Source organism: Paenibacillus sp. IHB B 3415, assembly GCF_000802655.2.
GTDB classification, from domain to species: Bacteria; Bacillota; Bacilli; order Paenibacillales; family Paenibacillaceae; genus Paenibacillus_AQ; species Paenibacillus_AQ phytohabitans.
Window position 1 is genome coordinate 1 of record NZ_JUEI01000125.1, and the last position, 21,416, is coordinate 21,416.

At 52.4% G+C, this 21,416-nt stretch carries 20 protein-coding genes; 13 read left to right on the forward strand and 7 right to left on the reverse strand.

The genetic code is table 11. From position 1 onward, the window contains the following. On the forward strand, positions 1 to 277 hold a 277-nt coding region (locus QW71_RS41655; RefSeq protein ID WP_235441626.1), incomplete at its 5' end, for a hypothetical protein. 200 nt (positions 278 to 477) lie between these two features. Here the strand turns inward: QW71_RS41655 and QW71_RS34005 are convergent. The 3 genes from QW71_RS34005 to QW71_RS34015 form a co-directional block, all read right to left on the reverse strand. Further along, complete coding sequence (locus tag QW71_RS34005) at positions 478 to 1,044, reverse strand: FAD-dependent oxidoreductase (protein ID WP_039309909.1); 567 nt, start codon at positions 1,042 to 1,044, stop codon at positions 478 to 480. A gap of 222 nt (positions 1,045 to 1,266) precedes the next feature. Continuing rightward, a complete protein-coding gene (locus QW71_RS34010) occupies positions 1,267 to 2,895 on the reverse strand; it encodes a cell wall metabolism sensor histidine kinase WalK (RefSeq protein WP_039309912.1) in 1,629 nt (542 codons plus the stop codon). After that, positions 2,892 to 3,578: a response regulator transcription factor gene (locus tag QW71_RS34015; protein WP_039309913.1), complete on the reverse strand. Its 687-nt coding sequence runs from the start codon at positions 3,576 to 3,578 to the stop codon at positions 2,892 to 2,894. The genes QW71_RS34010 and QW71_RS34015 overlap by 4 nt, the downstream gene beginning before the upstream one ends. Before the next feature lie 480 nt (positions 3,579 to 4,058). Here QW71_RS34015 and QW71_RS34020 point away from each other — a divergent pair, with 480 nt between their 5' ends. The 3 genes from QW71_RS34020 (at position 4,059) to QW71_RS34030 (ending at position 8,886) form a co-directional block, all read left to right on the forward strand. Then, positions 4,059 to 5,222 carry a glucose-1-phosphate adenylyltransferase gene (locus QW71_RS34020; protein WP_039309915.1) on the forward strand — a complete coding sequence of 388 codons (1,164 nt, stop codon included), beginning with the start codon at positions 4,059 to 4,061 and terminating at the stop codon, positions 5,220 to 5,222. Positions 5,223 to 5,244: 22 nt separating this feature from the next. Then, a complete protein-coding gene (gene glgD / locus QW71_RS34025) occupies positions 5,245 to 6,348 on the forward strand; it encodes a glucose-1-phosphate adenylyltransferase subunit GlgD (RefSeq protein ID WP_039309917.1) in 1,104 nt (367 codons plus the stop codon). 105 nt (positions 6,349 to 6,453) lie between these two features. After that, entirely contained in the window at positions 6,454 to 8,886 is a 2,433-nt protein-coding gene (locus tag QW71_RS34030; RefSeq protein WP_039309919.1) for a glycogen/starch/alpha-glucan phosphorylase, read from the forward strand. Positions 8,887 to 9,025: 139 nt separating this feature from the next. Here the strand turns inward: QW71_RS34030 and QW71_RS34035 are convergent, their stop codons facing one another. Next, the gene (locus tag QW71_RS34035; protein WP_039309920.1) at positions 9,026 to 9,505 is read right to left on the reverse strand and encodes a GAF domain-containing protein; all 480 of its coding nucleotides are present in this window, start codon (positions 9,503 to 9,505) and stop codon (positions 9,026 to 9,028) included. Between the two features lie 221 nt (positions 9,506 to 9,726). On the opposite strand from QW71_RS34035, the gene QW71_RS34040 reads away from it, so the two are divergent. The 3 genes from QW71_RS34040 (at position 9,727) to QW71_RS34050 (ending at position 12,289) form a co-directional block, all read left to right on the forward strand. Further along, positions 9,727 to 10,026 (forward strand): hypothetical protein, encoded by a 300-nt coding sequence (locus QW71_RS34040; protein ID WP_039309934.1) that lies wholly within the window; start codon positions 9,727 to 9,729, stop codon positions 10,024 to 10,026. A 170-nt stretch (positions 10,027 to 10,196) separates the two neighbouring features. Next, positions 10,197 to 10,757 (forward strand): GNAT family N-acetyltransferase, encoded by a 561-nt coding sequence (locus tag QW71_RS34045; RefSeq protein WP_039309922.1) that lies wholly within the window; start codon positions 10,197 to 10,199, stop codon positions 10,755 to 10,757. A 26-nt stretch (positions 10,758 to 10,783) separates the two neighbouring features. Then, entirely contained in the window at positions 10,784 to 12,289 is a 1,506-nt protein-coding gene (locus QW71_RS34050; RefSeq protein ID WP_039309935.1) for an MDR family MFS transporter, read from the forward strand. Positions 12,290 to 12,415: 126 nt separating this feature from the next. On the opposite strand, the gene QW71_RS34055 is transcribed toward QW71_RS34050, so the two are convergent. Beyond that, complete coding sequence (locus tag QW71_RS34055; RefSeq protein WP_039309924.1) at positions 12,416 to 12,883, reverse strand: MarR family winged helix-turn-helix transcriptional regulator; 468 nt, start codon at positions 12,881 to 12,883, stop codon at positions 12,416 to 12,418. A gap of 404 nt (positions 12,884 to 13,287) precedes the next feature. Between QW71_RS34055 and QW71_RS34060 the strand changes: the two genes are divergently transcribed. Both QW71_RS34060 and QW71_RS34065 read left to right on the forward strand, forming a co-directional pair. Next, positions 13,288 to 14,031: an ABC transporter ATP-binding protein gene (locus QW71_RS34060; RefSeq protein ID WP_042133307.1), complete on the forward strand. Its 744-nt coding sequence runs from the start codon at positions 13,288 to 13,290 to the stop codon at positions 14,029 to 14,031. Then, positions 14,010 to 15,278 carry an ABC transporter permease gene (locus tag QW71_RS34065; RefSeq protein WP_152679922.1) on the forward strand — a complete coding sequence of 423 codons (1,269 nt, stop codon included), beginning with the start codon at positions 14,010 to 14,012 and terminating at the stop codon, positions 15,276 to 15,278. Before QW71_RS34060 ends, QW71_RS34065 begins: the two co-directional genes overlap by 22 nt. A 79-nt stretch (positions 15,279 to 15,357) precedes the next feature. On the opposite strand, the gene QW71_RS34070 is transcribed toward QW71_RS34065, so the two are convergent. After that, positions 15,358 to 16,626 (reverse strand): NAD(P)/FAD-dependent oxidoreductase, encoded by a 1,269-nt coding sequence (locus tag QW71_RS34070; RefSeq protein WP_039309928.1) that lies wholly within the window; start codon positions 16,624 to 16,626, stop codon positions 15,358 to 15,360. Between the two features lie 337 nt (positions 16,627 to 16,963). Here QW71_RS34070 and QW71_RS34075 point away from each other — a divergent pair, with 337 nt between their 5' ends. The 3 genes from QW71_RS34075 to nadE all read left to right on the forward strand — a co-directional run bounded on the left by QW71_RS34075 (position 16,964) and on the right by nadE (position 20,054). Beyond that, a complete protein-coding gene (locus QW71_RS34075) occupies positions 16,964 to 18,508 on the forward strand; it encodes an ATP-binding protein (protein ID WP_052770527.1) in 1,545 nt (514 codons plus the stop codon). 176 nt (positions 18,509 to 18,684) lie between these two features. Further along, the gene (locus tag QW71_RS34080; RefSeq protein ID WP_039309930.1) at positions 18,685 to 19,119 is read left to right on the forward strand and encodes a BrxA/BrxB family bacilliredoxin; all 435 of its coding nucleotides are present in this window, start codon (positions 18,685 to 18,687) and stop codon (positions 19,117 to 19,119) included. 125 nt (positions 19,120 to 19,244) lie between these two features. Next, positions 19,245 to 20,054 carry an ammonia-dependent NAD(+) synthetase gene (gene nadE, locus QW71_RS34085; RefSeq protein ID WP_039309932.1) on the forward strand — a complete coding sequence of 270 codons (810 nt, stop codon included), beginning with the start codon at positions 19,245 to 19,247 and terminating at the stop codon, positions 20,052 to 20,054. Between the two features lie 112 nt (positions 20,055 to 20,166). On the opposite strand, the gene QW71_RS34090 is transcribed toward nadE, so the two are convergent. Next, complete coding sequence (locus tag QW71_RS34090) at positions 20,167 to 20,985, reverse strand: S9 family peptidase (protein WP_039309933.1); 819 nt, start codon at positions 20,983 to 20,985, stop codon at positions 20,167 to 20,169. 196 nt (positions 20,986 to 21,181) lie between these two features. On the opposite strand from QW71_RS34090, the gene QW71_RS34095 reads away from it, so the two are divergent. Beyond that, positions 21,182 to 21,416: helix-turn-helix domain-containing protein (locus tag QW71_RS34095; protein WP_047014130.1), on the forward strand; the 235-nt coding region annotated here is incomplete at its 3' end.

A 21,416-nucleotide genomic window follows, 5' to 3' on the forward strand; every position in this document is an offset into this window, starting at 1 on the left:
AACCCCCGAACCCCCGAACCCCCAAGCCTTAACGCCCCGCTATAGCGCCCGGCTCAAGAAATCCTGCATAAAATACAACAATCCAAAGACATTTATCTGGAAAAATCGGAAATCCTGCACGAAATGCAACAATTTAACGTTCTGGAGCCTCGATGGCGCTGAAATGTTGTATTTTCTGCAGCAATATCTACTTTGTGTCGTTCCTGAGCTTGAAATCCTGCATTTAGTACAACAATCCGCAGTTTGGATAAGCTGCAGCGGACTCAGTTGCGCTTAATTCTCGGATAAAGGAGATTGTTCAAGGCTTACACACTCAGTAGCGGTTTTCTGCCAACATTAGCCTGGTTAGGATACCTGATTCTTATCCCTCATAATAGAAAAAACGACCCCCCCCCCCCCCCGACCCGCCCCTCATCCATAATGAAAGGCGGGTCGTTTATGCAATTTTTGATTGGGAATCTTATTAGTCTGTGTGAATTAAGCCTTTAGCAAATCGTGATCAACATACCGCGCACCGTTCAGCTCACTGATAATATTAACCGCAACCTTGGCACCGTCTCCGGCAGTAATAATAGCGTGCACACTCACACCGGCAACTGTTCCTGCTGCCCAGATGCCGTCAATGTTGGTTTTGCCTTCTGCAGTAGCTGCAATAACTGTCTTGATTCTCGGCTCCGTGCCATCCTTGGTTTCCACTCCGGCCTTGGCGGCCAGATCGGTGAGAACCCCTGTAGCCAGAATAACATGCTTGGCCTCGTAAGCAGCTCCGCTCTCCGTCTCGATTACGAAACCTTCACCGCTTGCGCTCAGTCCGGTTGCCTGCTCGGCGACGAGTTCAGCTCCGAATTTCACGGCCTGCTTATGTCCGGTCTCCACGAGGTCGGGTCCGCCGATTTCGCTGATTCCGTAAAAGTTCTCATACCAGCCTCTGCGGGTCATGCCTTTGTCATTGTCAATCAGCAGTGTTTTTTTGCCCGCCTTGGCGGCGAACAATGCGGCACTTGCCCCGGCAGGACCGGCGCCGATAATAGCGATTTCGTACATGATATAACCTCCTAAAAGTTTTGTTGCTCAGCTCCCGTGAATTCGCCTCGTACAAAACTCTCATCGGAAGCATGGGCTTAAGTTTTGTTGTAGCCCAGCTCCCGTGAATTCACTTCGTACAAAACTCGCATCGGAAGCATGGGCTTAAGTTTTGTTAGCCATGCTCAATGAGGACAGCTATTTCTTCTGCTTACTATTATATCGTTAATTACAGGTCATTAGCTAATCCGGCAGGCAGGGGAGAGAGACTTGGAAGATTGTGAATTCACCAGGAGTGCTGGTTACAGTAATCTCTCCTTGATGCGCCTCCACGATAGACTTGGTAATGGATAACCCGAGCCCCGAGCCGCCGTACTTTCTGGTGCGGGATGAATCACTGCGGTAGAACCGGTCAAAGACATACGGGAGATGTCCGGCAGCAATACCGGAGCCGTTGTCCTTCACAGTCAGAACAGCCACTGTTCCTCTGGCATGCAGCGAGACTTGTACCGCTCCGGATTCCGCATCCGTATGCTGCACGGCGTTATGGAATAGATTAAGAATAACCTGCTTTATTTTGTTAGGATCAACAGGGCCGCGTACGCCATAGGAAATATCGAAGTTCACCTCGCGCTTTCCGGCCAGCACCCGCAGCTGCGGCTGCATCTCGTCAATCATCTCACCGAGCAGCAAATTCTTGACCCGCAGCTGCGGAGCACCATCCATACGGGCGAGCAGAAGCAGATCCTCCACCAGTTTGTTGATGCGTTTGGCCTCTCCATGCATGCTGTTGAGTGCGCTATAGAGCTGGTCCCGGTTATCGGCTGCTCCCCGGAGGAGTACCTCCAGAAACCCGTAAATTGAGGTCAGCGGGGTTCTTAGCTCGTGGGATGCATCTGCCGCGAACCGGCGCATCTGTTCTTTGGCCTCACGTTCATTGTGAAAAGAAATCTCCAGACGCTCCAGCATTCCGTTGAAGGACTGGGAGAGCTTGTCGACCTCAAGCTGACCCTGATCTACAGGGAAGCGCACATCGAGATTGCCGGCATCGATGCTTTGGGCGGATTCCCCCATCTTGGACAAGGGAATCAGCGTTTTGCGCAGCGCGGGCAGGTACAGGAACAGTCCGGCCAGCAGTGCGACTACTGATAACGCGCCAAAAATAAGCAGCTGCTGCATAATCACATCTCTCAGGGGGCCGGTTTCTACGCTCATTTGCAGCAGCAATTTAGTAGCACCCGGTCTGCCAAGGTTCATGAAGACAGCCAGATGCTCGTTGCCGTCTGCTGCGGTAATCAGCCTGTATTTCCCGGTAGCTTTATCCGATGCCTGCTTCAGCAGGCTGTTATATTCCCCGTTGCTCATTCTTGGTGCTGCTGACGCAGACAGGGTTTCTTCCTGCAGATCCTTGAAGGTGCCGTCTGAGCTGTATATGGCTATCGTAGTATGAGCATCAAGCAGCAGCGGGCGGCGGTCTCCGTAGAACCGCTTGTTGTCAGGACCCATGTTGGCTTTATTCCCGGCGCTGTCAGCCCCGCCAGGAGTGCCGCTTTGGAGAGGATTTCCCGGGCTTATAGTCCCGCTTACAGCTCCGCCACGAATATTGCCCCCCGCACTGTTGTTTAGATCTGCTGCATTTCCCGCAGGATTATTAAGATTAATGTAATAGAATTCGCGCGGCACGGAGCGCATCTGGGTTTCCATAGCCTCCGCGCGGTTGCTGTAGATGAAATTCCGCATCAGAGCATACTGGAGTACGCCGATCAGAATCAGCAATACGGACAGGATTAACAGCGAGGTGGCCAGCAGCTGTTTGCGCAGGGATCGGGGTGCCTGCAGTTTGCTGAAGAAGCCCCGGGTCCGGGCAATCATACAAGGTCCACCCGGTATCCCGCGCCGCGCAGGGTGCGGATAATCCGGTGATCCTTGTCACCGAGCTTCTCGCGGAGGGAACGGATGTAGACCTCAACGATGTTCTCCTCGCCGCCGAAATCATATCCCCACACCTTGTCCAGAATCATGGGTTTACTCAGCACCAGCCCGTGGTTAATAACCAGATATTGCAGCAGCTCATATTCTGTGGGCGAGAGCTCCAGCACCTCCTCCTTGTGGCGGATTTCTTTGCGCCGGCCGTCAATCCGGAAGGGGCCGCAGCGCACCTCGCCGAGCAGTCCCGGGAACTGGTTGCGCAGGCGGGCCTGAATCCTGGCCAACAGCTCGTCGAAGCTGAATGGCTTGACCATATAATCATCCGCACCGATAGACAGGCCTTTAACCCGGTCATCCACTTCATCCTTGGCGGTAAGCATGATCACGGCCACCTCCGCCTCCTCTGAACGGAGATAGCGGACGACCTCGAAGCCGTCCATGCCGGGCATCATGACGTCGAGAATCACGACATGCGGCTTGAACTCTGCGGCCGCAGCGATAGCACCTGCACCATCCGGCGCAGTCTGTACTTCAAATCCTTCGTTCATTAGTCCCAGTTCGAGAAACTGGAGGATATGAGGCTCATCATCCACCAGAAGCAATCGGACGCCTTGCGCTGCTTTCATTAGCAGTTCCTCCATATTCAGTGATTATAGTGTCCATAGTATGACGCTATACGTTGAACGTTTGCTGAAAATAGGTCTTTGGAGCCAAAGATTGGATTCAGAATTGTCGTTCATGGTTAATCATAATGGTTAATCTAATTATACGGAAATATCAATGTTATTAATAAGGAATATAGTTAGAAATTAAAAGTTTTTGAAGCGGACAATAAAGGGTTTTGACGGCGGGTAGAGAACACTTTACAATAAGGATACAATCCCGGTTTTGAGCGTTTTTCCTGACAAAACCGGCAGCATGTCCCGATTCTCTGTTTCCTCCCCCGTTTTAAATCTTATTCATTCCTGTCACATGCATTTCTTATGGTTTGCTTCTTTCCGCTTCATTTCTTTTTGGGTTTCAATGTGGGATCTACACTACACCGCACCAATCATTCAACCTATTTATTACATGTTTCACTACCCATAAGTCAAGGAGGCTCTTCCATGAAGAAAAAAGAGATGGTAGCCATGCTATTGGCGGGAGGCCAAGGAAAAAGATTGAAGGGATTAACCAAATCGATTGCCAAACCGGCTGTTTATTTCGGAGGAACCTACCGCATCATCGACTTCCCTTTAAGCAATTGCTCGAATTCAGGTATCGACACAGTGGGTGTACTGACACAGTATGAACCGCTGGTGCTGCATTCGTATATTGGAGTCGGCAGTGACTGGGATTTGAACCGCAAGGATGGCGGGGTGTTTGTATTGCCGCCGCATGAACGGGAGAATGGAAGCAGCTGGTACCGGGGCACGGCTGATGCGATTTACCGCAATCTGAAGTTCGTTGATCAATTTGATCCGGAGCATGTACTGATTCTGTCCGGTGACCATATTTACAAGATGGATTATCATGCTATGCTGCAGTATCACAAATCCAAGAACGCCGACTGCACCATTTCGGTCATTGACGTGCCACTCCAGGAAGCGAGCCGCTTCGGCATACTGAATACGGAAGACGATCTCAAGATTTACGAGTTTGATGAGAAGCCTGCCAAACCTAAGAGCACACTTGCTTCTATGGGCGTATATATTTTTAAATGGGATGTTCTCCGCAAGCATCTGCTTGAGGACGGGGAGAACGCCGGCTCGTCCCATGACTTCGGGAAGGACATCATTCCGCTGATGCTGAATGACGGAGAGTCCCTGTATGCTTATCCATTCGAAGGCTACTGGAGAGATGTCGGTACTGTAGACAGCCTGTGGGAAGCGAACATGGATCTCCTGAGTGACAATCCTCCGCTGAACCTGAATGATACCAGCTGGAGAATCTTCACCCGTAATCCGAATCAGCCGGCGCAATATGTTGCACCGGGAGCCAAGGTATCCAGCTGCATTATTAACGAAGGCTGCATTGTATACGGTGAGGTTAAGCATTCGGTACTGTTCTATGGGGTAGAAGTGGGCGAAGGCAGCGTGATTACGGATTCTGTGATTATGCCTAAGGTGAAGATCGGCAAGAATGTAAGAATCCACAAAGCCATCATCAGTGAGAACACAGTCATTGAGGATTATATGGAAATCGGCGTCGACCGGGAGAATGAGGACGAAATTCTGCTGATTGACAAACGTAGCAAAAAAAACAAATCCGTAGCAGCCAAAACCATATAATCACAGAGGGCGGGGGATACCGATGAAAGAGCTTATGGGCGTAATCAATCTTGACCATGAACTGGATAATTTAAATGAACTGACCTATTTCCGCTGCGGGGCAGCGGTCCCGTTCGCCAGCCGCTACCGGCTGATCGATTTCGTTTTGTCCAACATGATGCGTGCGGAGCTGGAGAGCGTGGGACTGTTCGTCCGCCGCAAGTACCGCTCGCTGATGGACCATCTCGGCGACGGGAAATCCTGGGACATGAACCGCAAGCATGGCGGCTTGTTCATTCTGCCGCCGGACTGGAATGATCCTACGGACACGTCCCTTGGCGATCTGCAGCATTATCATAACAATCTGGATTTCTTCAAACGGGCGTCTGCCAAATATATTGTATTCTCCGGCAGCCAGCACATTAATACGGTTGATCTGCAGGATGTATACCAATACCATCTGGAGCAGGGCGCAGATGTGACCATGGTCTACAAGCAGATCGATCAGCTGCAGCCGGAGCATGACCCCTGCCTGCGGGTAGAGGTCGATGAAGACAACAAAGTAACGAATATTCACCACGAGAAGCATCATCCCAATGTATATTTGGATATCTTTATTATGGAGAAGAAGCTGTTCCTGGAGCAGGTGGAGCATTGCATCGCCCATGGCGAAAGTTATTTCTTCCGCGATGCCATTCAGAAGAACCGCCACAAGTTCAAGATTGCCGCCTATGAATACAAAGGCTATCATTCCGTTATCAATTCGCTGGAGAGCTACTACAAGAACAGCTTGGAGCTGCTGAAGCAGGAGAATTATTTCGGCCTGTTCAAAGAGAGTCCGGTGCAGACCAAGATTAAATATGAAGCCCCTACCCGTTATCTGGATAGCGCCTCGGTCAGCAATTCGCTGGTAGCCAACGGCTGTATTATTGCCGGAACAGTGGAGAACAGTGTAATCTTCCGTGGTGTGCAGGTTCGCAAGGGAGCCAAAATCATCAATTCTGTAATCATGCAGAAATGTGTAATTGAAGAGAATGCCGTAATTGAGAATGTCATTATGGACAAAGACGTGCATCTGAGCAAGGAACGGATACTCGTCGGAGACAGCAGGCGTCCGTTTGTCATTGCCAAGAGCAGCAAGATATAATATCTGGATCAGGGGAACTGTGCAGTGCGGCAGTTCTTCTGATCCAGTGTTGTAATAGGCAATATTTTTCCACAAATACAAGCATCTGTTAGGAGGAACCTGCTGTTGTTCAACGATAAAGAGACTTTCAAACAAGTGTTCCGCGAGAAACTCATCGGGAAATTAGGCAAACCGCTGGAGGAAGCTTCGAACGCCGATATTTACAATATCCTCGGTAATATGATCCGCGAGAATGCCGGCAAGAACTGGGCGGACACCAATCAGAAGTTCAAGATCGATCAAGATAAGCAGGTCTATTATTTCTCCATGGAGTTTCTGATCGGCAGGCTTCTGGGCAATAACCTGCTGAATATGGGTGTGCTGGAGGTTGTCCGTGAAGGCCTCTCGGAGCTGGGCTTCTGCCTGCAGGATATCGAGGAGGTTGAAGCGGATGCAGGTCTGGGCAATGGCGGTCTGGGCCGCCTGGCCGCCTGTTTCCTGGATTCGCTCGCCTCACTGCAATATGCAGGGCATGGCTGCGGTATCCGCTATAAATACGGCCTGTTCGAGCAGAAGATTGTAGACGGATATCAGGTAGAGCTGCCAGACTACTGGCTGCAGAATGATAATGTGTGGGAAGTCCGCCGTGAAGACAAACAGGTGGAGGTGCACTTCTGGGGACATGTGGATACCCGCTGGGAGAATGATGAGCTGTTCTTTGAACACAAGGACTATGAAGCCGTGAGGGCCGTTCCGTATGACATTCCGGTTATCGGGGCAGACCGCAGGCATGTGAATACACTGCGCAACTGGAGTGCAGAGTCGATCACACAGCCTTCGAGAGTATTCGGTGCGCTGGGGGGGACAGATTATCACAAGTTCCTGGAGTATAAGCGCTCCGTAGAATCCATCTCGGAGTTCCTGTATCCGGATGATTCACAATACGAAGGCAAGCTTCTCCGGCTGAAACAGCAATATTTCCTGTGTAGTGCAGGACTGCAGAGTATTCTGCGTACCTTCGCCAAGACAGGGGCTCCGATCGACAGCCTGCCTGACAAGGTGGCCCTGCATATTAACGACACGCATCCTACACTGGTTATCCCTGAGCTGATGCGTATTCTGATGGATGTGCATGGGATTGGCTGGGATCAGGCCTGGAGCATGACGACACGTATGGTCTCTTATACGAATCATACCATTCTGAGTGAGGCGCTGGAGAAATGGCCGCTTGGCATGGTCAAGGAGCTGCTTCCGCGCATCTTCCTGATTATTGAGGAGATCAATGCCCGCTTCTGCGGGGAGCTGATGAGCAAGTATCCGGGAGACCAGAACCGGATCAATCAGATGGCCATCATCCATGATGATCAGGTCCGGATGGCGCATCTCGCCATCGTGGCCAGCCACAGCGTAAACGGCGTAGCGGCATTGCATACGGAAATTCTGCAAAAGCGTGAGATGCGCCTGTTCAATGAGATGTATCCGCACCGCTTCAATAATAAGACCAACGGCATCACACACCGCCGGTGGCTGCAGCATGCCAATCCTGAGCTTGCCGGACTGATCAGCGAATCGATCGGCACCCGCTGGATTCATCAGCCGCAGGAGATGATCGGACTCATCAAATACAGTGAGGATTCCTCCTTCCAGGAGCAGGTGGCTGCGATCAAACGCCGCAACAAGCTGCATCTGGCCGACTACATCTACGGGAAGCACGGTGTCCGGGTGGACCCCGACTCCATCTTCGATGTGCAGGTGAAGCGGCTGCATGCGTATAAGCGCCAGCTGTTGAATGTATTGCACATTATGCATTTGTACAATCAGATCAAAGACAACCCTTCGCTGAACATCGTACCGCGTACGTTCATCTTCGGTGCGAAGGCGGCCCCGAGTTATCATCTGGCTAAGCGGATCATCAAGCTGATAAATACGGTGGCTGATGTAGTGAATAAGGACCCGGACATTAACGGGAAGATCCGCATCTTCTTCCTGGAGAATTATTCGGTATCGCTGGCGGAGAAGATTATTCCGGCAGCGGATGTAAGTGAGCAGATCTCTACAGCCAGCAAAGAAGCCTCCGGTACCGGGAACATGAAATTTATGATGAACGGTGCGCTGACCGTCGGAACTATGGATGGAGCCAACGTGGAAATGCACGAAATGGTAGGGGACAATAACATGTTCCTGTTCGGCCTCCGGGCAGAGCAGGTCATGGACTACTATCAGTATGGCGGTTACCACGCCCGCGATATCTATAATGGCGACGGCCGGGTGAAGGAAGTATTGGATCAGCTGATTGTGCCTGGACCGTTCTGCGCTCATGCCCAGGAATTCGATACGCTCTACCAGTCGCTGCTTGATAATAATGATGAGTTCTTCGTCCTCAAGGATTTCGCCAGTTATGTGGAGACCCATGTCAAGATTGACCTGGCCTACCGCAACCAGAAGGAATGGCTTAAGAAGTCAATTATCAACATCGGCCATTCCGGCAAATTCTCCAGTGATAATACGATCGCCCGCTATGCCTCCGAGATCTGGCATATCCATCCGGTCAAGGTATAACGCTGCAGCTACAGGCTGAATCTCCGCAACAGGAGCTTCAGCCTGTACTATTTCTGCACATGAAGAAGCCGTTCCATCAGCAGGACATTCCTGCAGTGGAGCGGCTTCTTCATGCTAAGGCTTATGGCGAGGAAGAGAATTACAGCACCTCGGATACCATGGCTGCGAACCGTTCAAGGAAACGGCGTTCCTCATCGTCGAAGCGGTGTTTGAGCGGGCTGTCGATATCCAGTACGCCGTACAGGGTATCCCCCTTAACCAGCGGAACTACGATTTCGCTGTTCGAGGCAGCATCACAGGCAATATGCCCCGGAAAGGCATGGACATCGCCTACGACAAGGGTGCGGCGTTCCGCAGCCGCTGTTCCGCATACGCCGCGGCCAAGCGGAATACGGATGCATGCCGGAAGTCCCTGGAACGGGCCCAGAACCAGCTCTTTGCCGTCAAATAAATAGAAACCGGTCCAATTGGTGTCCGGTAGAGAAAGCTTTAACAGAGCCGAAGCATTGGATAAGTTGGCGATAGCATTGGGCTCGCCCTCCATAAGTGCCCCGAGCTGGCTTAGAACGGCTTCAAACCGTTCGCTGCGGGTGCCATCATAAGGCATGGCTTGAAACATGAAGCATCACCTTCCTGTACCTTGAGTCAGTATGAATCCATAACTGTTAACTAACAAGATAGTACAGCGGAGCGCAATACGTCAAGCAATAACGGAATTATCCGGTTAGTGGAAAATCAGGAAGATGTATGAATTGTCTCCGGGCGGATGTTTCCGGCAACCCCGGGCAGGGTAATGCTTTTATAAATATACCGAAGGCTTACAGCCGGAAGGAGTGGAATATGCGCGCCGACGTACAGAACTTGTTTATAGGAATCCATATGCTATATTTCGCACATGAGAGGAATCTGACACTGACGGAGATGCAGCCGGAGCTGGAGGATTTGGGATACCGGGTAGCGGAACGCGAAGTGAAACAGGAGCTGGAACGGCTGACCCAGGAGAACTTTCTCACGGCTCATGGTGAGGCATACAGCATTACCGGAACGGGAATAGAGGAATTCAAAGCGATTCAGGCCAAGCTGGGAGTGCTATGTACCGAAGTGCTTAAGCCGGTTAAGGCTGCGGGTACATCGGGTTAATTCTACATCAAGTAACCATTCATGTTCAGAAAACGTACAGCGTCTGATCGCGCGGGAGCAAGCCGCGCGGAGCAGGCGCTATTTGTGTGGAGTTCGGATTCATGTCAGATTTCGCTTAAGGGAATGCTTACATCTGATGTATACTTATTAGGATGAAAGGGGACGGGAAGATGTATATATGCGGCGGAGTAATTCCGGAATTAACCGGCCGGAGAGTGCGGCTCCGGGCTATGGCTGCCGGAGATGCAGGAGCGCTGTTTGAGATCTGGTGCCATCCTCAGGTTGCGCCCTGGCTGGATGCCCCCTTCTTGTCCTCTTCAGAAGAAGCGGGAGCACTGATTGCTCTGCTGGCACATATGGCACGGGAAGAAGAAAGCATACGCTGGAGTATTCTGGGGCCGGAAGGGGAGGTTATCGGAAGCTGCGGCTATAATCACTGGCAGCTTGAGGGTGCTTACCGGGGGGAGATCGGTTTCGAGCTGTCACCTGCTGCCATGGGTCAGGGGTATATGCGGGAAGCGCTGGAGCTTATGCTGGAATTCGGCTTCGACAGTATGGGGCTGAACCGGATTGAGGCCTTATGCCATCCTGACAACATCCGGGCAGAGAAGCTGATTACAAGGCTCGGCTTCCGGCAGGAGGGGCTCCTGCGGCAGTACCGGCATACGGCTTCCGGCTATCAGGATGTAAGGATGTATTCCTTGCTGCAAGGAGAGAAAGTGCGGGGCTGAGAACATAGAGAGAGGATTTGGATTCATTGAAGTCACCTGGTGAAACTGAACGCAAGTTAATTTTAATTGGAGTACTGCTGGCCACGTTTCTGGCAGCAATCGAAGGGACGGTCACAGGACCGGCGGGACCGGCCATTGTCGGCGATTTTCAGGGCATGCAGTGGCTCAGCTGGATATTTACCGCTTATCTGCTGGCTATGGCGGTTACGACGCCTATTTTTGGCAAGTTAAGTGATCTGATTGGCCGCAAGCCTGTGTTCATTGGCGGGGCCGTGGTCTTCCTGGCAGGCTCGCTGTTATGCGGGATTTCGCAGAGCATGCAGCAGCTGATTATTTTCCGGGGGATACAGGGGATCGGTGCGGGTGCGCTCATTCCTATGACTTTTACGATTATCGGGGATATCTACAGCATTAAGGAACGGGCGAAGACCCAGGGGCTGCTCAGCTCGGTATGGGGGATTTCCTCTCTCGTAGGACCGCTGCTTGGCGGCTATGTGGTTGATTATTTGAGCTGGCGCTGGGTGTTTGTCTTTAATCTGCCTTTTGGGCTGCTATCTATTATATTCATCTCGCGGTATCTGAAGGAAGAGAAGGTCCGGCGCAAGACGAGAATCGATGTGGCCGGAGTGCTGCTGTTCGCGGCAGGAATGGGAGCGCTGCTCTTTGGTCTTACGGCGGGAGGGCAGAGCCTGGCTTGGAACTCTCCGCTGCTGCTGGCTATCTTAGCTGGGGCTGCTGTGCTGCTGGCCGTGTTCCTGTTCGTGGAGCGCCGTGCTCCCGAGCCAATGCTGCCGCTGGAGCTGTTCTCTATCCGCAATATCGCTGTCTCTACAGGAGCTAACCTGCTGGTCAGCACCTTGATTATTGGGCTGTCTACGTACGTGCCGCTGTGGGTGCAGGGCGTCTTCGGCAAAAGCGCGGCCCTCTCGGGCCTGCTGCTCGCCCCGATGTCGGTGGGCTGGATGCTCGGCTCCATCGCTGGCGGAAGAATGATTCTGCGCGCGGGTACCCGCCGTACAGGGATGCTGGGACTGTCGCTGATTGTTGTCGCAGCGGTAGGGCTGACTCTGATGAACGGGGATTCGTCCCAGCTGCTGCTATTGATTCTGATGCTGTTCTGCGGCGTAGGTTTTGGTTATGCTTCTACAGTCTTCACGATTATCGCGCAATCCTCTGTACAGCATGAGCAGCGGGGTGCGTCAACGGCCCTGAATACCTTCACCCGTTCACTCGGGCAGACGGTGGGTGTGGCGATCTTCGGGTCGTGGCTGAACTACAATATCGACAGGAAGCTGGCGGAACAGCCTGGGGCTGCTGCTACAGGGGCTGATATCAACCAGCTGCTTAACCCGCATAGCGGGAGTAACCTGTCCGCTGAGGCCTGGGGCAGTCTGCACGGCGCGCTGGAGAGCGGCCTGCACTCGCTCTTCATTGTGATGGCGGTCTTTGCTGTGGCCTCCCTGGTTATTTCTGCGGGGCTTAATAAAGGGCTGCCAACCCTTCAAGAGGGAAGTACCGCGTCCAAGCCATAATCTTCAAGCCTGCTTATTCATAACAAAGCGGCAGCGCCATCCATCAGGATTGCGCTGCCGCTTTGTTATCATTACTATCATGCAGGTTAGTGAATAGATTCACAACCACATCTGCCTCAACTGTGCTTATTTGCGTGGAAGCGGGGAGAGCTTCTCAGCCTGCAGGCCCATCTTCTTCAGAAGAATAATCATTTGTTCCTTTTCTTCATCGCTCAGTCCACTGAAAGCCAGATGCAGGCGTTCCGAATACTTCGGGTACATCTCGTTCATCAGGCGCTCGCCTTCTACAGTCAACTCGGCAAAAATCACACGCCGGTCACTCGGGCAGGGCTTGCGCTGCAGGTAGCCGCGTTCTTCCAGTTTGTCGATTACGTAAGTAACGTTGCCGCTCTGCAGCAGCAGCTTGGCGCCGATCTGCTGGATAGGCTGTGCCCCCTTATAATAGAGGACCTCCATAACGGCGAAGGCTGTAGGATTGAAACCTTCAATCTTGCTGCCGGTAACGGCGTGTTCGTTAATGCTCTTGAAAGACTTGGCAAAAACCCGGTACAAATGCAGTGTCAATTGAGTATCGCGTTCATAAGATTGTATCATGCTTCTCCACCTCTATTGTTAATCGTACGGGCTTCCCCGCACGGTTTGGAATACTGCTTTTCTTGATCTAGCTTTACATTACTTCAAACAAAGAATGAAGAACATGTCATTTGTCACAATAAGCACACTTTTAATTATTAAAAATCAAACAATTTTTTGATGGTGCATAGCTGCTGCGGATTTCACATGATTTTCACATGATGATCCGTACCTAAGCTGTAGCGCAGGGGTGGAAATAGCGGTATCCGGCGCGGGTTTGAGGTCTGTCCCCGGTAATTCGTATAATGGGGGATAGGGACCAGGCCGCTGACAGATAGCGGTGGTGAAATTTTTTGCAGCATAGACCCGTCTATGGTGTTATGATCGCATTACTATGAACGATTGCCTAGGAGATGGAGAGTTATATGGACCAGATTACGAATTATTACGAAGAGCGTGAAGACGATGAGGATATCGTGCTTGATGTTGTTATTGAGGAAGCCGGTTATGAAGCCGGAGATATACGGATTTCAGGGATTTCCTTTCAGGTGCGTAAGGGCGAGCTGCTTGGATTAATCGGACCGAACGGGGCCGGCAAAAGCACTACGATCAAGACCCTGCTCGGTCTGCTGAAGCATGCCAAGGCCAAGGTGAAGCTGGGCGGCGAGAACAAGTCCTATGCCTATGTGCCGGAGCAGCCGGTATTCTACGAAGATCTGACGCTGTGGGAGCATCTTGATCTCGCGGCCGCAGCCTACGGGCTAAGCTATGAAACCTTCGAGTCCACAGCAGAGAAGCTCCTGACCCAGTTTGGTATGGAAAGTGTGCGCAATGATCTGCCTGCCGGCTTCTCCAAAGGCATGAAGCAAAAGATGATGCTGATGCTGGGCTTTCTGGTCCAGCCCGATGTCTATATCGTGGACGAGCCGTTCATCGGGCTTGACCCCCGGGCAACCAAGGATTTCCTGCGCCTGCTTGAGGCGGAGCGCGAACGTGGAGCCGGTGTGCTGATGTCTACGCATGTTCTGGATACAGCGGAGAAGATCTGTGACAGCTTCATATTAATCTCCGGCGGCAGAATTGCTGCCGAGGGCACATTGGAAGGTATACGCGGAGATGCAGGGCTGCCGGAGGGGTCGTTGTTTGATTGCTTCGACGAATTAACATGAGCAGGAATTCATTTGCGTTTCCTACAGCTGCGGCTCTTTTCCGGCGCCGGCTGGCCTCCCACTTCCGTGAGCAGTCTACTATTATCCGTACAGCTGTGGACTGGACCGTCCTGCTGTATATTATTATCCCGGGAGGCTTGCTTGGCGGACGTTTCTACTATGGTTACTGGAACGGGGAGCAGCCGGCGTGGATCGGCTCTGTCCCCTATATGGTCGTACCTGTGCTGCTGGCCATTCTGCTGGCTACCGGAGGAATCGTATTGCTGCTGCAGGAAGGTGACTCGCTGTTTCTTAGACAGCGGCAGAACTGGATCAGCACCATTATCCTGCGGGGAATGGTCTACAGCCTTGCGGTAACCACGCTGAAGATGGCGGCGGCCTTTGCCATTCTGCTGCCGTTTCTGATCAAGGGCTTCGGAGTCAGTGCGGCAGGGGCCTACGGGCTGCTCGCGCTGACGATAACCTGCAGCTGGTCCGTTAAGCTGCTGGGCCATATCGTTAAGGTGCAGCGGCAGGGCTTCCGCCGCTGGCTGTGGCTGATTCCGGCTGTCACCGTGCCCTGCGGAGTCTATCTGCGTCTGGCAATCCTCTGGAAGGACAGCCCCGTCCTGCTGTTCATTGCTGCTGGCGGATTCGCCGTGATGGCAGCCATAGTGTTCAGGGCCCGCCTGCGGCTGCGCGGCACCTTCATGAACGATGTGCGCGAAGACTACAAGCAGCGGATGAAGATTGCGGCTATTCTGCTGCGCGGTGTACTGGATAAGCCGCGGCCTACTCGGTATAAACCGTGGATCTTCCGCAAATCGCAGCCGCTGCTGGCCTCGAGGGAACCGGAGAGCCGCTTCTCGGCGGCAGCGGTCAAAGCGATGCTGCGCAATCCGGCCCACTTCAAGCTGTATTTGTCGTTTACCGGTGTGGCGCTTGTGGCCATCTTTATTGTGCCGGTCGTTCTGAAGTGGCTGCTGTTTGCCATCCTGACAACACTGATGGCGTATTGGCTGTCTTCCTTCTGGCTGCTGTTCTCCGGCGATGACTACATCGGTATTCTGCCGTTCACCAAAGCGCAGAAGGCGGATGCCGGTTCCAAGGCCATGCCGATTCTATTAATGCCGTTTGCAGTCCTCAGTGCAGCTGTTGTCTGCATCCCCGCGTATGGCTGGTGGGGACTCCTGCTCTTTATACCGGTAGGCGCTGCGGCAGCCATCTGGATCGCCCGTATATTCAGTGTCATGCGGTTTGCCAGATAACATACAATAAGCCTTCCTCCGCAACCTGGAGGAAGGCTTATTTAATTATAGGAATGAGCCCGGGAGCCGCAGCGGCTGCTTATCCGCGCGGCTGCGGGGCCGCATGTTTGCCGGCTGTGTATCCGGTCGAGAAGGCAGCCGTAATATTATAACCCCCGGTATATCCGTGAATATCCAGAATCTCGCCGCAGAAATACAGCCCCTGCGTTAGTTTCGATTCCATTGTTCTCGGATCAATCTCCTTCAGATTCACCCCTCCGCCAGTCACAAAAGCTTCTGCCAGAGAACGCGTTCCGTAGACCAGTACCGGCATCCGCTTCAGCAGGGCAGCCAGTGCCTGAAGACCGGTCCGCGGCAGGTGATGACCTGTAAGCTCACCGTCCAGTCCGCTTTTGACCAGCAGCAGCGGAATCAGGCGCTCAGGCAACAGGCCCTTCAGCGAATTGCGGATGGCCTTCTTGGGCTCCAGCTCCAGCTTGTTCTGCAGCAGGGTCTCTGCCTCTTGCAGAGTCAGGTCGGGGAAGAGGTCGATAGACAACTCTACGGTATCTGTACCTGATTTCTTCTGAACCTGGCGCAGGAACTGGCTGCAGCGCAGGGCGATCGGGCCGGACAGCCCGAAATGAGTGAAGATCATATCTCCGCGGTGGGAGATCACCTTCTTGCCCTTGGGATTCCAGACCGTAAGACTCACGTCACGCAGGGATAGGCCCTGCAGCTCACCAGATTTAATCCATTCCTCCCTTGAAAGGATCGGCACCTCCGTCGGGAACAGCTCCGTGATCGTATGTCCGGCAGCAGCGGCCCACGGATAGCCGTCACCGGTAGAGCCGGTCTGCGGCACCGATTTGCCGCCGGTAGCGATAATAACGGCCCCGGCACTGAAGGCTTTTCCCGATTCCAGACGTACGCCCGTGGCCGCACCGTCCTCATATATAACCTCGCGCACCGGACTGTCTGTCATAATTTGCACGCCAAGACTGCGCACCTTGCCAACCAGCGCGGAGACAACACTTGCAGCCTTGTCCGATACAGGGAACATCCGCCCGTTGTCCTCTTCCTTCAGGGCGATACCGAGGGCTTCGAAGAACTCAATAATATCCCGGTTGTTGAAATGATCGAATGAGCTGTATAAAAAACGGCCGTTGCCCGGGATATGGGCGATCAGCTCCGCAGTTTCCTTGATATTGGTAACATTGCAGCGTCCGCCGCCTGAGATGCCCAGCTTCCGGCCCAGCTTGGCACCCTTATCAATTAATAATACAGCCGCCCCGTGTCCGGCTGCCGCTACGCAGGCCATTAATCCGGACGGGCCGCCTCCAATGACAATTACATCATAGTTACTCATAACTCTGCTCCTTTACATGTTGCAGCACTCTGCTAACGGCATCATACCATTCCGGCCGGAGTGTAGCCAGACCCGGAGAGGCTTGAAGTGATTATCGTTGTCAGGAGTGCGCGGTTGTGCTTTAATCTAAGGGAAAAGGGTATTTTGTCCAAATTGGGGAGTGATAGCGATTATTCATGCGGTTAAGGATATTTTATTGCAAATATCGGCTGCGTGCACCTTCCTGTTTCTGTTTCAGTGGCGGTTGGACCAGGGCCATTTCACACGCAGAAACCGCAGATTTCCGGATGACCAGACTTTTCTGATAATATGCTGTGCACTTGGGGTTACATTGTGTATGGCTTTGTCGACTACAATGTTCGGAGTAGTGTATCTGAATCTGGCTATCCTTCCGGCGTATATAGGGATCTTGTACGGGACTTTTCGTTCAGGGGCTTACCTGGCAATGTATTTCATCTTTTGCACTGTACTATTCTCGGTTCCTTCAGGATTTGATCATCTCATATTAAATACGGGGGTACTGCTGTATCCACTGTTGTTTGGTATGGCCAAGCCCTTCAAGAGTGCCTCTTTAATCCAAAAAGTCGGCATGCTATGGGGTACTCTGTTTCCCAGTATGCTGTTTATTGTAATTGTACCTAAGATGCAGGGACAAAGCATCTTCAACACACCCCCCACGGATGCGATTCTGGTAGGGGTGTATTTATTAACGGCTGTTATTTTGGGCGGACTGTTTATTGTATATATTGAAACGGCCTGGGACAGGCTGCAGGTCAAGGAACGGATGAAAGGTATCTCGGAGAGATTCCAGTGGGAATCGGAGAAGCTCCAGCAGATTACTAATGTGGTGCCGCTGAATATTATGTCATTTGATGACAATGGATATGTGACGGAGCTGAATGATTACATGCTCAGCCTGATTCAGCGTCATTGCCCCCATCTGACCAGAGAGATTATATTATCCCAGCCGGCAGACCGGGTCTTTGGCCATAGCCTGGATCAGGAAACCTATGAACGCTTACGGGGAATCCTGCTGAACAGGCAGCGTGCCAATACCAAAATCAAGTATGATTCCATGACCTATCATATATTCACGGCGCCGTTACAGCATGAGTCCGGTGTTCCGGGCGGCATTGTCATGATTATACAGGATCTTACGGAAGAGGAGAAAATCCGCAGCGAGCTTGATAATGTTGAACGCCTGACGCTGGTCGGGCAGATGGCGGCCGGAATTACCCATGAGATCCGCAACCCGATGGCGGTAGTGCGCGGATTCCTGCAGCTGATGCGGGAAAAGAGTCCGGAGGACCTGCATTCCTATTACCATATCGTAATGGAGGAGCTGGACCGGGCCAACAGTATCATCAATGACTTCCTGTCGCTGGCCCAGAGCCGTGTATCGGACAAGGAAATGGTGCAGCTGCATCTCATTATGGAGGAGCTTACCCCCCTGATCTGGGCGGATGCCAATCTTCGCGGCCAGAGCGTTGAGTTGAAGCTTAGCCCGTCTCTGCCGCTGCTGCGGCTGAACGTCAGGGAGATCAAGCAGCTGATTCTCAATCTGGCCCGCAACGGAATGGAGGCAATGGAGGCCAAAGGGGTGTTGACGCTGGAAACCTGTGAGCATGAAGATACCGCTCAGCTGATCATCACGGATACGGGAAGCGGCATCCCGCAGAGCCAGCTGAAGCAATTGTTTGCCCCGTTCTTCACAACCAAAAGCCAGGGTACAGGACTTGGACTATCGCTTTGCCTGAGTATCGCCGAGCGTCACAACGGAACCATTCATGTGGAATCCGAAGTGGGAAAAGGCACCTCGGTCATCGTTACGATCCCCTTTGAGCCCAAGGAGGAACCCGCTGAGATGGAAGTCTATTCTTAGGGATTCAAGGCTCTAATTATGCGATATAGCGCTGCGGGATAACGGCTTGTAGGCAGGCTGCTTCTCTTGCTTTCACAGAGTATGTATGTATAATAAAGTTAGCAAGTAGTGCAGTAACGCGGCGACGTTATCCGGGTTCTGACAACTATTCAAAGGGTAAAGGAGAGTGCAGAGAAATGTCCATGTCTTTTAATCAATATATGAAGGATTCCATTCAGCCTATGCGCGATGATCTGACGAGTATCGGATTTCAGGAGCTGCTGACTCCGGATGAAGTTGAAGCAACTCTTCCAGCCGTTAAGGGAACTTCGCTTGTGGTTGTTAACTCCGTTTGCGGTTGTGCCGCCGGCCAATGCCGTCCAGGTGTAGCCCAGGCGCTGCAGAACGAAATTCTCCCCGATCACCTGTTCACGGTATTTGCCGGCCAGGAGAAGGAAGCTACAGCCAAGGCGCGTGAGTATTTTGCTCCGTACCCGCCATCTTCACCATCCATTGCATTGATGAAGGATGGCGAGCTTGTTCATTTCATCGAACGTCACGGCGTCGAAGACCGTTCGGCTGCTGAAATTGCTGCTGAGCTGAAGGAAGTTTTTAATCGTCTGTGCCAGTAAGGTCATTTTCTGTAAGGTATATTCCCGCATCAGCCGGAGGCTAGGCTCATGCGGGATTTTTTCTGAACATATAGGCACCTGAGTCCCTTCGGACAGATCAAGTTATAAGAAAAGGGGTGTGTGAAGTGGGAATGCAGGAAGAGATTATTAAGGCCTTGGGAGTCAAGCCGGTGATTGATACCGGAGCGGAAGTACGCAAACGTGTGGATTTCCTGAAAGCATATGCGCTGCAGGCGGGTGCCAGGGGGCTGCTGATTGCGATCAGCGGAGGAGTGGACAGTGCAGTGGCTGCGGGTCTATGCAAACAGGCTACGGACGAGCTGACGGCAGAGGAAGGCAAAGAGTATATTACACTCGGTGTATTCCAGCCTTACGGCGAGCAGGAGGATATTGAGCACAGTTACGCGGTGGCCAAGGCGTTTGAGCTGACGCATACGGTGGAGACTAATATTGAAGAAGCTGTAAACGAGATCGCGCTGGAGGTAGAGCATAGCCTGAAGGCACTGGGGCAGCACCGCCACATCACCCATCAGGGCAAAGGAAATGTGAAGGCGAGAACGCGGATGGTTATGCAGTATGCACTAGCCTTCGAGAACAATCTGCTGGTGGTAGGAACAGACCATGCCTCTGAAGCCATCACCGGGTTCTATACCAAATGGGGCGATGGTGCAGTTGATATTACACCGCTGTCTTCACTGAATAAACGGCAGGTGCGGCAATTGGCTGCGGCGATTGGAGTACCTGCCGATATCGTAACCAAAGCACCGACAGCCGGCCTCTGGCCGGGCCAGACGGATGAAACCGAGCTGGGGATCACCTATGATGACAACAGTGACTATCTGGAGGGCAAAGCGGTGTCTCCCGAGGTCGCCGGGAAGCTTGAAGCCTACTACCGCAGAACGGGGCATAAACGGGATGCAATCCCTGGAATATAAGCAGTCAGAAGTATAAAAGAACCGCCGGAGAAGCTGCAGTCATTTCGCAGAATTCCCGGCGGTTCTGGCTTTCATAAGTATTAGCTGGAGAGGCGCTGCCCAACTTGTAAGCTTAGCCGGCCAGGATCTGGTTAATAAACTCCAGGGAGGCGGATATTGCCTCCTCCAGCTGCGGGGTAGCTCCTTCGAACGGGTGCACGGTTCCGAAGGTGTGATTGCCGCCTGGAATCTGCACCCAGCGGATATCCGGGCGGAGCTCCGTTAATTGCTCTGATCCCCGGCGCAGCCGTTCACTGTCCTGGCTTCCCTGAATAAGAACCGCCGGGAAGCTGGCTGTTGTCATCCGTTCCAGCAGGTTGTAGCGTCCGGCATGCTGTTCCAGGTCCTCCAGCAACACGGCATCCAGCGGCATTTGCTGGCCGGTCCGGCCATTAAGCACATGGGTCCGGCCGCTGCGCCTCATCTCAATCTTCTGTTCCTCCGTGAACAGATCGAGGTCGGTAATGCCGTTCCAGGAGATCACTCCGGTGATCTCTCCCGGATGGTCCAGCGCATACAGCAGGCTGTCTCCGCCGCCACGGCTGTGGCCCAGCAGGAATAACGGCAGGCTGCCGAATTTGTGGTGCTGGCTGAGATAAGAGAGCAGGATCTCCATATCCTTGATCTCACGGGTATAGGTATTGCGGGCGAACTTCTCAAGCTCCGTGAAATTCTGCAGATCTTCGCCGATTCCGGCATGTGAGAAGTTGAAGGTTATGACCTCATGCTCCTGGCTGAGGGCTGCCGCAGCATAAGGAAACATCCCCCAATCCTTAAACCCCTTGTAACCGTGGGCGATAACAATCAGGCTCTTAGCCTTATCCCTGGCGGGGAAATGCGAGCAGCGGAGTACAGCATCTTCTCCTGCGGGCAATTGGAAATTACGGGTCATCGGGTAAATCCCCTCTCTATATAATCTGAAACGGATTTGAAGGTTGTATTATTTATAATGTTTATGAATAATGTTTATCTAAAAAAGCTGAGAATACTCCACCCTCGATAGGGTGGGGATAAATCAGCGGTTTTCGATTTCGAAACGAACGTATGTGCTATAATATGGATAAGTTGACTAAAAGGAGGTGTTGCACATGCTCGTGTCTGCGCAGGATGTTTCTTCGAAACCCCTGGTTCATCAAGCCTATAAATATCGGATCTACCCCAATACAGAGCAAAAGCAACTCATTCGTCGAATGTTTGGCTGCTGCCGTTTTGTGTTCAATTACTTCTTGGAAGCTTGGAATCAAAGGTATGTGGAAACGGGAAAAGGCTTGTCTTATCACGCTTGTGCAACACAACTCCCCGGTTTAAAAGCACAATACGACT

Excerpts from the sequence above, each read along its gene's own strand:
- QW71_RS34005 (WP_039309909.1), bottom strand. The coding sequence starts at position 1,044 with ATGTACGAAATCGCTATTATCGGCGCCGGTCCTGCCGGGGCAAGTGCC.
- QW71_RS34010 (WP_039309912.1), bottom strand. The coding sequence starts at position 2,895 with ATGATTGCCCGGACCCGGGGCTTCTTCAGCAAACTGCAGGCACCCCGA.
- QW71_RS34015 (WP_039309913.1), bottom strand. The coding sequence starts at position 3,578 with ATGAAAGCAGCGCAAGGCGTCCGATTGCTTCTGGTGGATGATGAGCCT.
- QW71_RS34020 (WP_039309915.1), top strand. The coding sequence starts at position 4,059 with ATGAAGAAAAAAGAGATGGTAGCCATGCTATTGGCGGGAGGCCAAGGA.
- glgD (WP_039309917.1), top strand. The coding sequence starts at position 5,245 with ATGAAAGAGCTTATGGGCGTAATCAATCTTGACCATGAACTGGATAAT.
- QW71_RS34035 (WP_039309920.1), bottom strand. The coding sequence starts at position 9,505 with ATGTTTCAAGCCATGCCTTATGATGGCACCCGCAGCGAACGGTTTGAA.
- QW71_RS34040 (WP_039309934.1), top strand. The coding sequence starts at position 9,727 with ATGCGCGCCGACGTACAGAACTTGTTTATAGGAATCCATATGCTATAT.
- QW71_RS34045 (WP_039309922.1), top strand. The coding sequence starts at position 10,197 with ATGTATATATGCGGCGGAGTAATTCCGGAATTAACCGGCCGGAGAGTG.
- QW71_RS34055 (WP_039309924.1), bottom strand. The coding sequence starts at position 12,883 with ATGATACAATCTTATGAACGCGATACTCAATTGACACTGCATTTGTAC.
- QW71_RS34060 (WP_042133307.1), top strand. The coding sequence starts at position 13,288 with ATGGACCAGATTACGAATTATTACGAAGAGCGTGAAGACGATGAGGAT.
- QW71_RS34070 (WP_039309928.1), bottom strand. The coding sequence starts at position 16,626 with ATGAGTAACTATGATGTAATTGTCATTGGAGGCGGCCCGTCCGGATTA.
- QW71_RS34075 (WP_052770527.1), top strand. The coding sequence starts at position 16,964 with ATGGCTTTGTCGACTACAATGTTCGGAGTAGTGTATCTGAATCTGGCT.
- QW71_RS34080 (WP_039309930.1), top strand. The coding sequence starts at position 18,685 with ATGTCCATGTCTTTTAATCAATATATGAAGGATTCCATTCAGCCTATG.
- QW71_RS34090 (WP_039309933.1), bottom strand. The coding sequence starts at position 20,985 with ATGACCCGTAATTTCCAATTGCCCGCAGGAGAAGATGCTGTACTCCGC.